Annotated in this window: 13 protein-coding genes; 5 read left to right on the top strand and 8 right to left on the bottom strand. The window is 61.3% G+C overall.

Annotated features, from left to right (window positions below):
- The first annotated feature begins 16 nt into the window (after positions 1–16).
- Positions 17–1336: a cell envelope integrity protein CreD gene (gene creD, locus IM760_RS05455; protein ID WP_204427525.1), complete on the top strand. Its 1320-nt coding sequence runs from the start codon at positions 17–19 to the stop codon at positions 1334–1336.
- Positions 1337–1469: 133 nt separating this feature from the next.
- Here the strand turns inward: creD and IM760_RS05450 are convergent, their stop codons facing one another.
- The 6 genes from IM760_RS05450 to ubiD all read right to left on the bottom strand — a co-directional run bounded on the left by IM760_RS05450 (position 1470) and on the right by ubiD (position 7603).
- A complete protein-coding gene (locus tag IM760_RS05450) occupies positions 1470–1820 on the bottom strand; it encodes a NirD/YgiW/YdeI family stress tolerance protein (RefSeq protein ID WP_204427524.1) in 351 nt (116 codons plus the stop codon).
- A 121-nt stretch (positions 1821–1941) separates the two neighbouring features.
- Complete coding sequence (locus tag IM760_RS05445) at positions 1942–3222, bottom strand: alanine racemase (RefSeq protein WP_204427523.1); 1281 nt, start codon at positions 3220–3222, stop codon at positions 1942–1944.
- Positions 3219–4595, bottom strand: a complete 1377-nt coding sequence (locus tag IM760_RS05440; protein WP_204427522.1) for a D-arabinono-1,4-lactone oxidase — start codon at positions 4593–4595, stop codon at positions 3219–3221. Before IM760_RS05440 ends, IM760_RS05445 begins: the two co-directional genes overlap by 4 nt.
- 82 nt (positions 4596–4677) lie before the next feature.
- Positions 4678–5118, bottom strand: a complete 441-nt coding sequence (gene trxC / locus IM760_RS05435; RefSeq protein ID WP_204427521.1) for a thioredoxin TrxC — start codon at positions 5116–5118, stop codon at positions 4678–4680.
- 65 nt (positions 5119–5183) lie between these two features.
- Positions 5184–6089: an oxidoreductase gene (locus IM760_RS05430; RefSeq protein WP_204427520.1), complete on the bottom strand. Its 906-nt coding sequence runs from the start codon at positions 6087–6089 to the stop codon at positions 5184–5186.
- Positions 6090–6136: 47 nt separating this feature from the next.
- Positions 6137–7603 carry a 4-hydroxy-3-polyprenylbenzoate decarboxylase gene (gene ubiD / locus IM760_RS05425; protein ID WP_204427519.1) on the bottom strand — a complete coding sequence of 489 codons (1467 nt, stop codon included), beginning with the start codon at positions 7601–7603 and terminating at the stop codon, positions 6137–6139.
- A 681-nt stretch (positions 7604–8284) separates the two neighbouring features.
- Between ubiD and IM760_RS05420 the strand changes: the two genes are divergently transcribed.
- The 3 genes from IM760_RS05420 to IM760_RS05410 all read left to right on the top strand — a co-directional run bounded on the left by IM760_RS05420 (position 8285) and on the right by IM760_RS05410 (position 11141).
- Positions 8285–8956: a YkgJ family cysteine cluster protein gene (locus tag IM760_RS05420; RefSeq protein WP_204427518.1), complete on the top strand. Its 672-nt coding sequence runs from the start codon at positions 8285–8287 to the stop codon at positions 8954–8956.
- Positions 8957–9037: 81 nt separating this feature from the next.
- A complete protein-coding gene (locus tag IM760_RS05415; protein WP_204427517.1) occupies positions 9038–10417 on the top strand; it encodes an AAA family ATPase in 1380 nt (459 codons plus the stop codon).
- 97 nt (positions 10418–10514) lie between these two features.
- On the top strand, positions 10515–11141 hold the full coding sequence (locus IM760_RS05410) for an FMN-binding negative transcriptional regulator (RefSeq protein WP_204427516.1): 627 nt from the start codon (positions 10515–10517) through the stop codon (positions 11139–11141).
- 157 nt (positions 11142–11298) lie between these two features.
- On the opposite strand, the gene rho is transcribed toward IM760_RS05410, so the two are convergent.
- Together rho and trxA are read right to left on the bottom strand one after the other, a co-directional pair.
- Positions 11299–12558 (bottom strand): transcription termination factor Rho, encoded by a 1260-nt coding sequence (gene rho, locus IM760_RS05405; RefSeq protein WP_204427515.1) that lies wholly within the window; start codon positions 12556–12558, stop codon positions 11299–11301.
- 480 nt (positions 12559–13038) lie between these two features.
- Positions 13039–13365 (bottom strand): thioredoxin TrxA, encoded by a 327-nt coding sequence (gene trxA / locus IM760_RS05400; protein ID WP_138773320.1) that lies wholly within the window; start codon positions 13363–13365, stop codon positions 13039–13041.
- A gap of 173 nt (positions 13366–13538) precedes the next feature.
- On the opposite strand from trxA, the gene ppx reads away from it, so the two are divergent.
- On the top strand, positions 13539–15029 hold the full coding sequence (ppx, locus tag IM760_RS05395) for an exopolyphosphatase (RefSeq protein ID WP_204427514.1): 1491 nt from the start codon (positions 13539–13541) through the stop codon (positions 15027–15029).

Genomic DNA, 15029 nt, shown 5'->3' with positions numbered 1-15029 from the left:
ATCCAGGGAGACGACCATGGCCCAGAGTCCATTGAAAAAAATCCTGATCATCGCCGGCCTGATGCTGGTGTTGGTGGTGCCGCTGCTGATGATCCAGGCGAAGATCAACGAACGCCAGCAACGGGCGATGTTGGTGAGCGCGCAAATCAGCGACCAGTACGGCGGCGAACAGACCCTGTCCGGGCCGGTGATTCTGGTGCCCCAGGTGCGCCCCTACGAGGTGATGTACACCGACAAGGAAACCGGCGAGCCCCGGTCACGGGTGGAAGCCCGTCACGAACGGGTGGCCCGGGTTCCGGAGACGTTGGCCATCGACGGGCGGCTGCGGACCCGAACGCTGTATCGGGGTATCTATGGCACGCCGGTTTACCGCAGCCAGCTCAACGTGGAGGCCGCTTTTCCGGCGGGCTGGGGCGAGCCCCGGGAACCGGCTTTCCGTGATGAGCGCGATGCCTGGCTGATGTTGCGGGTGGGGGATCTGCGCGGCCTCGCCGAGCGGCCGCGCCTGCGTATCGGCGACCGCACCCTGACGCTGCTGGAGCCCGACGAGATCCCGGATTCCCTGGGTGGCAATGTGCTGGTGGCCCGGTTGCCGGACGATCTGACCGGCCCCTTCACCGTGTCCGTGGAACTCAATCTCAATGGCAGCCGTTCGCTGGCGGCGCTGCCCCTGGCCAAGGAAACCCGCATGATGGTGCGCGGTGACTGGCCGCACCCTGGCTTCACCGGTTTGTTGTTGCCGGCGGAGCGGGAAGTGGGCGACGAAGGTTTCATGGGGCGCTGGTACACCAACAGTCTGGCGGCGGCCGGCGCCATCAGCTGCGCCGGTGACAATGCTCTGTGCCCGGACAGTCAGAAGGCGCTGCGGGTGGAGCTGGTGCAGCCGGTCACCGGTTTGCTGTCCAGCGAGCGGGCGTTGAAATACAGCTATCTGATCGTTGGCCTCACCTTCGCCGCGTTCTTTCTGTTCGAGGTGATGCGGCGGCTGCCGGTGCATCCGATGCAATACCTGCTGGTGGGGCTGGCGCTGGCCATGTTCTATCTGCTGCTCGTGGCGCTGGGCGAGCATCTGGATTTCGCCTGGGCCTATGGCCTCGGCGGGGTGGCCTGTGTCGGAGTGATCGGCGTTTATCTCGGCGCGGTGTTGCGCTCGGCCAGGGCGGGGTGGGGGTTCGCCGGCGCCCAGGCACTGGTGTTGGCGTTGATTTACGCGATCCTGAACGCCGAGGACTTTGCGCTGCTGATGGGGTCGTCGCTGCTGTTCGTGACCCTGGCGACGGTGATGGTGCTCACCCGTCACGTGGACTGGAGTGCCGCCCAGACACGCGGGCGGTAATGGTCCTGATGGTGGAAAGCGTTGTCGTAATGGCCGGGTTTGAGGGGGGACTTGAGGGAAGGCTTGAAAAAGTAACGCAGTGAGGAAAAAGGAACGGGCCGGGGCGGGCGCCCCGGCCATTCTGGGCTATGGATCAGCTATCGCCGTCCATGTCCGCGCCCTGCATGGAGTTCACTTTCTCCACTTCCACCAGGGTGCGGCCATCGTCGTGGTCCACTTCACCGACCACGTCCAGCCGGGTGCCGACCGGCAGCTGGCGATCACCGCTGAGATCGTTGTCCAGTTCGATCTCGATGGTGCCGGCGCTGTCCTTGAGCATGTAGTGCTCGTCTTCGAGAACCTGGGTGACTTCGCCGGTCACGTGGACCATCTGGCCTTCCTCGATGCCCTGCTTGATGGCGGCGCTGTCGGCTTTGATGGCGTCACCGGCATGGGCCAGGGAGAAGGCGCCCGCGAGGGCGGTGGCGATGATCAGCTTTTTCATGGCAATCCTCCTTGTTCGCTCGATACGAGTAGGAAGTATCGCATTGGAATCGGCGCTCGTTTTGTAAAGGAGGATCAAATGGCGAGTTAAAAGTTAAAAGTTAAAAGTTAAAACGAAGGCTTCAGGCTCCCCCGCCTTGTGGGAGCGGCGGCCACCAGTCCTGGAGAGTGCCGTCGGAGACGGCGGCCAGGTCGCCGAACTGCAGCAGTACGAATTCGCTTTGCGTGGGGCGAAAGAAAATCTGGTCGTTCACTTCCAGGGCGGTGCTGTCCGCGCCGTTGTACATCATCTGGTTGGTGCTCACGCCGTACAGGCTGTTGGCCGCGATGCCCGCCGGCGACACCGGCTCGGCTTTCCAGTAACCGCCGTAAATAAAATAGGTGCGCGCCCGGTTTGGATCCCACAGGGCCCAGGCGTCGCCCAGCGGCAGGGGACCGGGCAGGTGCAGGCCGTCCATCGCCTTGAGCACCGGCGCCGCGATAAAGGCGGCGGGCTCGAAGTCCGCCAGGGTGTCCAGATCGAAGTCCGTGGGTTTGACCAGCGCCGAGCCGGCGGCCAGTTCGTTGAGCGGGGTCTCGTCGCCGTGCAGGGCCACGGTGGGGCTGCCGGCGCCGTTGAAGGTCAGACGTTGCTCCCGGTATTTCGGCTGCAATCGGTAAAGGCGGTCGATAAAGCCCTGGTACACCGCCTGGCTCTTGCGCAAGGAGTTCTCGCGGCTTTCCACCACGGCGGGCAGCTTGCCCACATGGGCGTCGTAGCCCATGAAGCCGCTGAAGCCGAGCCGGTCCGGGTGCGCTTCGATCAGTGTCAGCAGCGCGTCCAGTTGAGCCGGTTCGGCCAGGCCGCCGCGATGCAGCCCCACGTCCAGTTCAATGTTCACCAGCAGACGACGCCGCAGGCGACGCGCCAAAGTCAGATATTCCCGCAGCCGCGCTTCGCTGTCGATTAGCCACTGCAACTGCTGGTCCGGGTCGAACCCGGCGTCGGCCGGCAGCTCCTCATAGAAGCGCGCCGCCGCGTTGACGGGCATGGGCTTGCCGAGCAGAAGATCGCAGCCCGGCTCCGCCGCCGCCAGGGCGGTGATAAAGGGCTGATGAAACACCATCACCCGGCGGGTGCCGGTGAGGGCCATCACCTCGCGGATCAGCGGCACGCTGGGCAGGGACTTGGCGACGATGCGGTAATCGCGGCCGGGCGGTAATAAGGCGGTGAGACGCCGACAATTGGCGGCCAGCCGCTGGCGGTCGATCAGCAGCACCGGGCGGCCGGGCCCCTGGGCCCGGAACAGATCGTTGAGCGTCTGGAAATAGGGCGCGTGGGGCGCGCCCCGGTCGCCGGGTTTGAGCCACCAGGCCATCGCCAGGCCGCCGCCAAGACCGATCAGAAAAGTGCGTCGTTTCATGCCGGTGCTCCGTCCACGAACACCTTCTTGAGGTGCGCATTGAGCAAACGCCCCTGGGGGTCCAGTTCGCGGCGTATGGCCTGGAAGTCGTCGAAGCGCGGGTACAGGCCGCGCAGCTCCCGGGCGCCCAGGGAATGCAGCTTGCCCCAGTGGGGCCGGCCCTCGCAGGCGCGCAGCACCGGTTCCACGGCGGCGAACACCGGCCGGTGATCCTGCTTGTAATACTGGTGCACCGACAGGCTGGCGCCGGGGCGGCCGCTGAACATGGACAGCAGGCTGTCGTCGGCGGCCACGTAACGGAACTCGATGGGAAAGAACACGTTCAGGTCCTGTTGACGCAGGGTGTCGCAGACCTTGCGCAGGCACTCGATGCCGCGTTCCGCCGGCACCGTGTATTCCATCTCGTTGAAACGCACCGTGCGGCGGTTGGCGTAGATCCGGTGGGCCGGGCCCCAACGCCGGTTCTCTTCCACGAACAGGGTGACCAGTTTCTGCAGGGACGGCGTCAGCCAGCCGGCGCGCATGGCCAGCTCGCAGACCAGTTCCAGCAGGTCGTTGCTGTCGTCCTGGGCCAGATTGTCGTCCTGCCGATCGGTGAGCGACATGGTTTTGACGATGGCGGTGCCGCCCAGAGGGAAGGCGAAAAATTCGATATTACGGAAGTTGTCCTTTTCGCTTTCCACGAACGCCATGGCCTCGTCCAGGGGCAGGGTCCAGGTGTGTTCTTCCAGCCGGTAGGCGGGCTCGGTGCGCAGGGTCACGTCGGTGATCAGGCCCAGGGCGCCCACCGAGCAGCGCGCCGCGTGGAACAGATCGCCGTCGGCGGCGGTAAGGGCATGGCGGCGCCCGGCCATATCGATCAGCGTCAGCGCTTCCACCTGGCCGGAGAGACACGGCAACCCCAGGCCGGTGCCGTGGGTGCCGGTGGCGATGGCGCCGGCCAGGGACTGCAGGTTGATGTCCGGCTCGTTGGTCAGGCTGCGCCCCTCGTCCCAGGCCCGGGCGCCGGCCTGGGCGATGCGGGTGCCGGCGCCGAAGCGCAGGGCACCGTCGTCGTTGGCGTGCAGGCCGCTGAGGGCTTCCAGGGAGATCAGGGTGTCGTCGGTGGGCACCACGCCGCTGAACGAATGGCTGCCACCGAAGGCCCGCACCGTGCCTTTACTCTGGCCGATCAGCTCAATCAGGCCGTCTTCGTCGGCGGGATAGGCCAGGTTACGGGGGCGGGCGCTTTGGTTGCCGGACCAGTTTTGCCAGGGCGTGGCGGCGTCGGCGGCCCGGGCGGCGCCACTCAGGCCGGCGAGGGCACCGGCCCCGGCGGTGGCCGTCAGCGCCTTGAGAAAACCGCGGCGGTCCAGGGAAAGGGAGAACGACATGAGGGTTCCTGATTCTTTTTTATTGGAATCGTTATAATTGGAACCATCGTACTAAATTTACCGGGGAGCGCAACCCCGTGGCTCAGACCCGGTGTGGCGCCAGCCATTGTTCCAGTTGCGGCCCCTGCATCACGCCGGCCTGGCGGGCCACTTCACGCCCCTCGCGGAACACCATCAGGGTGGGGATGCTGCGGATGCCAAAGCGGCCGGCCAGGGCCGGCTCCGCCTCGGTGTCCAGCTTGGCGAAGCGCAAGCGCGGTTCGAGCCGCGCGGCGGTGCGCTCGAAGATGGGCGTCATCATCTTGCAGGGGCCGCACCAGGACGCCCAGAGATCCACCACCACCGGCACCTGGGAGCGTTCCACCACGGCCTGGAAATTGGCGGCGGTGAGCGTCAGCGGCGCGCCGCTGAACAGCGGCTGCTTGCACTTGCCGCAGCGGGGCCGGTCATCCAGGCGGGCGGCGGGAATCCGGTTGACCGCGCCGCAATGGGCGCAGCCCAGGGTCAGGGTGTCATCGGTCATGGGCGAGCTCCGGCAAGGGGGACAGGATCAATATGATGGCCCCGCCCCGCCGTTCAAGCCAGGGCTCAGGGAAAGCGCACCCCGGTCAGGGTTTCGGACAGTTCCCACAGCCGGGCGCCCCGGGCGCCGTCCAGCGCATAGCGCCGGGGGCGCGCCTCGGTGGGCGGGCCGAACGCTTCCATCAGACGGGCCGGGCCGTAATAGTGGCCGCCCCGGGCGTCCGGGCTGGTGGCCGCGTAGAGGGTGGGCCAGCTGCCTTTTTCGGCGCTCTGGGTAAACAGCGGCCAGGCCCAGCGGGCCAGCCGGCCGATGCCCAGCGGGCTCTCCTCGGCGATGCCGGGGCCCGCCAGGTTGGTGCTGGCCACGCCCGGGTGGCAGGCCAGGGACCGGGTCTCGGCGCCGGCGTCGCGCAGCCGCCGCTCCAGCTCGATGGCGAACATCAGATTGGCCAGCTTGGCCTGGGCGTAGGCTTTCTGGCGGCCGTACTCGCCGTCCAGATGAATGTTGTCGAAGTGAATGCGACCGCCCCGGTGGGCAATGCTGCTCACGGTGACGATGCGCGATCCCGGCACGTCGCGCAGGCGCGGCAACAGATGGCCGGTGAAAGCGAAATGGCCCAGATGGTTGATGCCGAACTGGCGTTCGAAGCCGTCCTCGGTGCGGCCTTCCTGCAGCCACATGATGCCGGCGTTGTTGATCAGCAGGTCGATGTGCTCGCAGCGCCCGGCGATCTCCTCGGCGGCGGCGCGCACGCTGGCCTGGCTGGCCAGGTCCAGGTGCACGATTTCCGTCTGGCCGGGCAGGCCGCGGCGGGCGGCCTCCGCTTTTTCCAGGTTGCGGCAGGCCATGATCACCCGCGCCCCACGGGCGGCCAGATGGTGGGCGGCGCGCAGCCCGATGCCGCTGTTGGCGCCGGTGATCACGGCCACCCGGCCGCTCTGGTCGGGGATATCGGAAGGCTTCCAGCTCATGGCGGCTCCTGGTCGGCGCGGGTCTCCGCGACGTCAGCCGCGACCCATCAGTCGATGCCGAGCTGATCCCAAAGAGCATCCACCCGGCGTTTGGTGTCGTCGTCCATGGTAATCGGACGGCCCCACTCACGACTGGTTTCACCGGGCCATTTCGCGGTGGCGTCCAGCCCCATTTTCGAACCCAGACCGGCCACCGGCGAGGCGAAGTCCAGGTAGTCGATGGGCGTGTTCTCCACCAGCACCGTGTCCCGGGCCGGGTCCATGCGGGTGGTGATCGCCCACATCACGTCCTTCCAGTCGCGGCCGTTGACATCGTCGTCGCAGACGATCACGAACTTGGTGTACATGAACTGCCGCAGGAACGACCACACCCCCATCATCACGCGCTTGGCGTGGCCCGGGTACTGCTTCTTCATGGTCACCACCGCCATCCGGTAGGAGCAGCCCTCCGGCGGCAGATAGAAATCCACGATCTCCGGAAACTGCTTCTTCAGAATCGGCACGAAGATTTCGTTCATTGCCACACCCAGCACCGCCGGCTCATCCGGCGGCCGGCCGGTATAGGTGCTGTGGTAAATCGGGTCGCGACGGTGGGTAATGCGCTCCACGGTGAACACCGGAAAACGCTCCACCTCGTTGTAGTAACCGGTGTGGTCGCCGAACGGCCCCTCGTCGGCCATCTCGCCGGGATGGATGTGGCCTTCCAGCACGAACTCGGCGCTGGCCGGCACCTGCAGATCCGAACCCAGGCACTTCACCAGCTCGGTCTTGCTGCCCCGCAGCAGGCCGGCGAAAGCGTACTCGCTGAGCGTGTCCGGCACCGGCGTCACCGCGCCCAGAATGGTGGCCGGATCGGCCCCCAGCGCCACCGCCACCGGGAAGGGCTCACCCGGGTGCTGCTGTTGCCACTCCTGAAAATCCAGCGCACCACCGCGATGACTCAGCCAGCGCATGATCAGCTTGTTACGCCCGATCAATTGCTGGCGGTAAATGCCCAGGTTCTGGCGCTCCTTATGCGGCCCCCGGGTAATCACCAGCGGCCAGGTCACCAACGGCCCGGCATCCCCGGGCCAGCAGGTCTGGATCGGCAAACGGGTCAGATCCACATCGTCGCCCTCGATCACCTGCTCCTGGCAGGGCCCGGACCCGCTCACCTTGGGGCTCATGCTCAGCACCTTGCGGAACACCGGCAGCTTCTCCCAGGCATCCCGGAAGCCCTTGGGCGGCTCCGGCTCCTTCAGAAACGCCAGCAACTCGCCCAGCTCGCGCAACTCCGCCACCGAATCCCGACCCATCCCCAGCGCCACCCGCCGCTCGGTGCCGAACAGATTGCCCAGCACCGGAATCGACGAGCCCTTCGGATTCTCGAACAACAACGCGGGCCCGCCCGCCTTCAGCGTGCGGTCGCAAATCTCGGTGATTTCCAGGTGCGGATCCACTTCCGTGGTGATGCGTTTCAGCTCGCCCTGCTTCTCCAGCTGCTGAATAAAGTCGCGCAAATCGCGGTATTTCATGGAACACGGTCTCGCCGGCTACAAGGTGCGAGGCAGTATAACAGCCCACCCGCCGGGCACGATGCCATGCCGACACCGCCGCCCTCTCCAGGCCGGTAGTAGGACCGACTGGGCGGCACTCCGCTTCAGTCGCGATAAGCCCCGCCGAAGACCGCGACAGAAACAGAGGCCTGCCCGATCGCCCCTGCCGCTGCCCACATGGACGGTAGGTTGATGCCGGCAAACCAAGGGCTCATGGGACGCGGGGCGCCGCTGTGAAAGGTTTGTAACTTTATGAAATATCTGATTTATTCGGTTTTATATCAAAAAAAGTAAGGCGGGATAGGGCGCTGGTGTGTTCATTGGATATTCGAGACGGATTTTTAATACCTGGTAAATGAAAAGAAAGGATCGACCATGACGGAGAAACGAGAGTATAGAGGCTACGGTGGAGCGAAGCAGAATTCTGATGGCACCTGGGTTTGCGGAGGTGCATATGGTGGAGCTAAGCAGAACCCCAACGGCACACGGGTATGCGGTGGCGCATACGGTGGAGCTAAGCAAAATCCCGACGGCACTTGGGTATGTGCATGAGCCCATTTAACAAGGCCATTAAGTCCGTTTCGGGCCAAGGGCCGTCGATCGGGTGCCCTTTTCAGGGCTCGCTTATGGCTGATGTTAGCTGCCCCATAGGAAAGTCAAATGAATTCTGTAAGCCCTGAGGAGTTTAACCGTCGCTGCAACCGTCTCTACCGTCAGCTGAGAATGGCGAAAGGCGCAGCACCATCAGCAACCTCGATTGGTCCGAAATTTATCAGGCCGGTTGAGAAAATTATTCATCAAATCCCAGCTATAGATTGTAGGGCCGGGTGTTCTTATTGCTGCAATCTTCGCGTGGTGGCATTTTCATTCGAGATAATCGCTATCTATTTTTATTTAGTGAATAGTCTTACCAAAAGTGAATTGGAGGAATGCAAAATAAGGGTAAGGCGGCAGTGCGAAAAAATTCGTCACATGACTGTTAGTGAACATTTCGCTACTAATATTACTTGTCCGTTGCTGGTTGGAGGTGAATGTAGCGTTTATCCAGTGCGCCCATTATCTTGTGCTGGCTACCATTCAGCTTCCGTTGATGCATGCCGAAATTCAGATGAAAATCCGGAGTTAACTGGGTTTGAGAGTGGAGGCATACCTATGTTCCAGGAGGTCAACGATGCTCAATCTACGCAGGATGCGGTCGCGGTAGAAGTGCTTTCGAAAACTAGAGACGACCCACATAAATATGAACTTATCAGAAGTCTCTGGAAGATAATGGAAAACCCAAAACTGATACAGCGATGGAAGTCTGGCCGCGCTATATTTAAAAAAGCTTAGCTAAAATTCAAAAATAGCTAACAATTGCAGGCAATTGACGATCCTGACTAGCCACTGCCGCACGAGTTATAAGGGGGTAATGTGCCACTTGAAAAAATAGAAATATGTGGATTTAGAGGTTTCAATAAGAGGCAAGCTTTGGACTTGTCTATTCCAAATAAAAAGCCTGGAAGTGGGCTAACAATTATTACCGGAGCAAACAATTCAGGAAAATCATCTATTATTGAGTGCCTAAAGGTCAGGGGCGGTCGCCAGTCTCCAAGTTTTGCCGTTGGGGCAAGAAATGCTTCAGTAGATTTTGTTGAGATTAAATATTTTGTTGATGGCGAAGAAGAGTCTGTTGTTTCTTTGAGAAAAGGTGGTAGCGAAACAAAGAAAAATAAAATTAATGGAAATTTTCATATTTTTGTTCTGCCTTCTCGCAGAGCCTTTAATCCATTCTTTATTAAAGCGGGAGGGCCAGTCCAGTCAAGAGAGCAATACCTTGATAATATCCAGCTGTCCGCACAAAGAAGTTCGACGATGGATAGCTTCTCGTATCGACTATTCGGTATTGTTGAGAAACAGGAAGCTTTCAATAAAATACTTCATAGAGTGTTAACCTTTAAACCTGAGTGGTCTATTGATCAGTCCGATCAAGGTCAATATTTCCTGAAGTTTCACAATGGCGAATTTTCGCATACTAGTGACGGAATGGGAGAAGGGGTTGTCAGCATATTTGGTATAGTTGATTCTCTATACGATTCCAAGCCGGGCGATGTGATTGTTATAGATGAGCCAGAGCTATCCTTGCACCCGGCACTTCAAAGGCGCGTTTTTGATTTGCTTAAAGATTTCTCCAAAGATAGACAAATAATTATTTCTACACATTCACCTTATTTTGTAGATGTTCCTTCAATTATCAATGGCTCAAATCTGGTTAGGGTTGTGAATACCGGTAAAGGGACTGAAATATTTCAGCTTTCACGTCAGGCTAGGAACGTTCTTAAGAAACTCTCGAAGGGCAACCTTTATAATCCTCATACGTTTGGTCTTGATGCTAGAGAGTTATTCTTCCAAGAGGACGGTGTTGTGGTTGTGGAGGGCCAGGAAGATGTTCTGCTTTTTCCTGACGTTGCAAGCCAGTTAGAAACGGCTATAACGGGATCTTTCTTTGGCTGGGGTGCTGGTGGTGCATCAAATATTGAACATGTGTGTTTCTTTCTTAAGGATCTCGGGTTTAAAAAAGTGGCAGCCATACTCGATGGCGATAAGGCGGAAGAAATACCGAAGTTAAAAAGCAAGTATCCTGGTTACCATTTTGTACACATTTGCGCAGATGATATACGGACAAAAAGAGCAAGGAAAGAAACCGAAGCGGTAGATGGGTTGCTGGATGATAACCGGATAATTAAGAGTGAGCATAAGGAACATACATTGCAGCTTATTCAAAAGCTTAACCAATACATGGATAGCCTATAAAAAGCTGAGCATACGCAAAATTTACTCGCTTCGCTCCCGGTTTTTCGGTGAGTGTGGAGTTGGCGGGTTTTCCCCTCTGTCCTGGGAGCTTCACAGAATGTACGTCCCGAGCCACTTCAAAGAAGACGACGTAGGCAAGCTGCAGCAGCATATCCGTGATTACGGTTTCGGATTGCTGGTGGTCGCGGATGACGATGGCATCGAAGCGAATCATGTCCCCTTTTATCTCAGTACTGAGCAAGAGGGCACGCTTGGGCAGCTCCAGTGTCATTTGGCGCGCAACAATCCGCTTTGGCGGCGTCTGCATGATGGGGCTCGGGTGCTTGCGATTTTTCAGGGGCCTGATGCCTATGTTTCGCCCTCCTGGTACGCCACCAAGGCAGAAACGGGCCGGGTTGTTCCGACATGGAACTACCTTGCCGTCCACGTGGAAGGTAGCGCTCGGATTATTGAGGATTCGGATTGGCTGAAACTTCATCTCCAGCGACTCACCGACAAGCATGAATCGGGCATGGCCAGCCCTTGGGCCGTTGACGACGCGCCGGCGGATTTCGTCGAAGGTTTGGCCCAGGCTATTGTTGGTGTAGAGATCAGGATTGAAACGCTGATGGGTAAGTTGAAGGCGAGTCAGAACCAACCGGAAAGAAACCGGGTTGGGGTTAAGGCCGGGCTTGAGGCCGGAGAAGGGGCACAGGGTCGTGCCATGGCTAAGTTCATCGACTAAGGGGGGGTTGCGTTTCTCCAGCGCCGCGCTCGATTGGCGAAGTCCTTTATCGCGACTGAAGTCGCTCCTACAGTTGTGGTGCGTTCTTAAACGCAAAACGCCCCGGCGATGACCGGGGCGTTTTGCGTTGTGCGGTCTTGTGGAAAGACCGCCGGCGTTACTTGCGCTTCATGGAGTCGAAGAATTCGGCGTTGGTCTTGGTCTGCTTCATGCGGTCGATGAGGAATTCCACCGCGCCGATTTCGTCCATGGGGTGGAGGACCTTGCGCAGGATCCACATCTTCTGCAGCTCGTCTTCGCTGACCAGGCGCTCTTCGCGGCGGGTGCCGGAGCGTTTGATGTTCATGGCCGGGAATACGCGCTTCTCGGCGACCTTGCGGTCCAGGTGCAGTTCCATGTTGCCGGTGCCCTTGAACTCCTCGTAGATCACTTCGTCCATCTTGGAGCCGGTTTCCACCAGGGCGGTGGCGAGGATGGTCAGGCTGCCGCCTTCCTCGATGTTCCGGGCGGCGCCGAAGAAGCGCTTGGGTTTTTCCAGGGCGTGGGCGTCGACACCACCGGTGAGCACCTTGCCGGAGCTGGGCTGCACGGTGTTGTAGGCGCGTGCCAGACGGGTGATGGAGTCGAGCAGGATGATCACGTCCTGCTTGTGTTCGACCAGCCGCTTGGCTTTCTCGATCACCATTTCGGCCACCTGCACGTGGCGGGCCGGCGGTTCGTCGAAGGTGGAGGCCACCACTTCACCGCGGACCGTGCGCGACATCTCCGTCACCTCTTCGGGACGTTCGTCGATCAGCAGCACGATCATGTGGGCTTCGGGGTTGTTGCGGGCGATGGAGTGGGCGATGTTCTGGAGGAGCATGGTCTTGCCGGCTTTCGGCGGGGCGACGATCAGGCCGCGCTGGCCCTTGCCGATCGGCGCCACCAGGTCGATCACCCGGGCGGTGATGTCCTCGGTGGAGCCGTTGCCGATCTCCATCACCAGACGCTCGGTGGGGAACAGGGGCGTCAGGTTTTCAAACAGAATCTTGTTCTTGGCGTTTTCCGGTTTGTCGGTGTTGATCTCGTTGACCTTGAGCATGGCGAAGTAGCGTTCGCCATCCTTGGGAGGCCGGATCTTGCCGGAAATGGTGTCGCCGGTGCGCAGGTTGAAGCGCCGGATCTGGCTGGGCGAGACGTAGATGTCGTCGGGACCGGCCAGGTAAGAGCCTTCCGCGGAGCGGAGGAAGCCGAACCCGTCCTGCAGGATCTCCAGAACCCCGTCACCGTAGATGTCGGAGCCGTTCTTGGCCGCCTTTTTGAGGATGGAGAAGATGACGTCCTGTTTGCGGGTTCGCGCCAGGTTCTCCAGGCCGAGTTCCTTGGCAATATCCAGCAGTTCGCCGATCGGCTTCTGTTTCAGTTCGGTAAGATTCATTGGAGTTTTACAGGGTGTCCAGAGATGAATTGACGGAATACACCATGGGGAGGTGTCTCGATGGTCCGGTTTTCGGGGGCGGGTGCTCTGTGTGGCGCCGTGCCCTTATTTTGGCTGAAATCGCCCGGATCGGCCGGCCACGGAGGCGGCATGAAAGAGCCGGTTTGGATATGGCCTGACGCAATGAGCGGGAACGATTAAAGATGTGACCCTTGCGAATCAGCGCGCGGCGGGGACCGGATTTCCCGGGTGCCGGCTGCGATGATTACCCCTGACCGAACAGTGCCTCAACAATGCGGGCTTTGCAAACCCGATGGAAAACAAGGCGGATAAAACGGACGGATCAGGAATCCCTGCCAGAGGGGGCGAATACGCTGATTCGGGAATGTACCACCGGGTCGGAGGGCTGTCCAGCCCGCGCGGATGACCGGGTTCACGGTCTTCGCGGGCCGGGCAGCCACCGCCGGAAGCAGGCTAGGTTCAGAGCGTGCTGTCCAGGAAGGCGGTGAGCTGGGACTTGGACAACGCGCCCACCTTGGTGGCTTCCACATCGCCGTTCTTGAACACGGTCAGAGTGGGGATGCCACGCACGCCGTATTTTCTCGGCGTTTCCGGGTTGTCGTCGATGTTCAGCTTGGCGATGGTCAGCTTGTCCGCGTATTCACCGGAGAGATCCTCCAGAATCGGCGCTACCATCTTGCAGGGGCCGCACCAGGGCGCCCAATAGTCCACCAGAACCGGACCGTCGGCTTTCAGGACTTTCTCCTCGAAATCCGCATCGGTCACGTTGATAATCTCGCCGCTCATTGAATTCTCCTGCTAGGCTCGCGGGATGTCAGGGCGACGCCTCGTTGCCGAGGCGTCGTAGAGGGTGATTAATATCAGGGTCTGGAGCGCGGATTTCAAGCGCGCCGGGCAATGGGGCCGACAGGGGCCGCCTATCAGGGGCGCCGGGCCGGGGACCGCCGAGGAGGACGGTTTTGCGACAACCTGAACATCTGGCCGCCATCGATCTGGGGTCGAACAGCTTTCATATGGTGGTGGCCCGGCAGGCGCAGGGGGAGGTGCGCGTGCTGGAAAGCCTGTCCGAGAAGGTGCAGCTGGGCGCCGGCCTGGACCGCGACAATCGCCTGGACGAGGCGGCCCAGGAGCGTGCCCTGGACTGCCTGGCGCGCTTCGGCCAGCGGATCACCGGCATTCCCCGGGGCAACGTGCGTGTAGTGGGTACTAACACACTGCGCATGGCCCGTAACGCCAGGCAGTTTATCGCCCGGGCCGAGGCCGTGCTGGGGCACGACATCGAGGTGGTGGCTGGCCGCGAGGAGGCTCGCCTGATCTATCTGGGCGTGGCCCACAGCCTGGCCGACGACGCCGGCGCCCGGCTGGTGGTGGACATCGGCGGCGGTTCCACGGAGCTGATCATCGGTGAGCGGTTCGAGGCGGTGGAGACCGAGTCGCTGCACATGGGCTGCGTCAGTTACGGGCAGCGATTCTTCCCGGAGGGGCGCATCACCGAGGCGGCGTTTCGCAAGGCGGTCACCGCCGCCCGCCAGGAAGTGCTTTCCATCGACGCCAACTACCGGCGGCTGGGCTGGGCCCAGGCGGTGGGGGCGTCCGGCACCGTCAAGGCCATCGCCCAGGTGTGCGAGGAGAACGGCTGGAGCAGCGAGGGCGTGTCCCTGGAAGGGCTCGACAAGGCGCGCCGCAAGGCGATCAAGGCCGGCAGCGTGGACGCCCTGGATCTGAAGGGCCTGCGCGACGACCGCAAGCCGATCTTCGCCTCCGGTCTGGCGATCCTGCTGGGCATCTTCGAGCAGTTGGGCCTGGAGCGGATGCAGTTTTCCAACGGCGCCCTCCGCGAAGGGCTGCTCTATGACCTGCTCGGCCGTTTCAGCCATGAGGACGTGCGCGAGCGCAGCATCCAGGCGCTGATGAACCGCCACCATGTGGAGCGCGCCCAGGCGGAACGGGTGTGGGCCACCGCCCGGGGTCTCTATGAACAGGCGGCGCCGGTCTGGCGGTTGGAGGACGACGCGGCCCTGGACACCCTGCGCTGGGGGGCGCTGCTTCATGAGGTGGGGCTGGCGGTGTCGCACAGCCAGTTCCACAAGCACGGCGCCTATCTGGTGTCGAATTCCGACCTGCCCGGCTTCTCCCGGCAGGAACAGCAGGGGGTGGCGTTGCTGGTGCGCGGCCATCGCCGCAAGCTGCCCCTGTCGGCGCTGAACGAGTGTCCCGAGGACGAACAATCGCGCTGGCTGCGGCTGTGTCTGATTCTGCGGCTGGCCTGCCGGCTGCACCATGCCCGCAATGACGGGCCGGTGCCCGCCCTTGGCCTGGCGGTGGACGGGCAGGCCCTGACGCTCTCGTTCCCGGAAGGCTGGCTGGCGGAGCATCCCCTGACCCTGGCGGACCTGGAGCAGGAGCAGGAGTATTTCCAGGCCGCGGATTACACCCTCACCGTCCTGTAG

Origin of the sequence: Alloalcanivorax marinus (assembly GCF_016906305.1) — a bacterium.
Lineage (GTDB): Bacteria > Pseudomonadota > Gammaproteobacteria > Pseudomonadales > Alcanivoracaceae > Alloalcanivorax > Alloalcanivorax marinus.
Note: the sequence above shows the minus strand (reverse complement) of the source record. Positions and strands in the feature narration are given on the sequence as shown.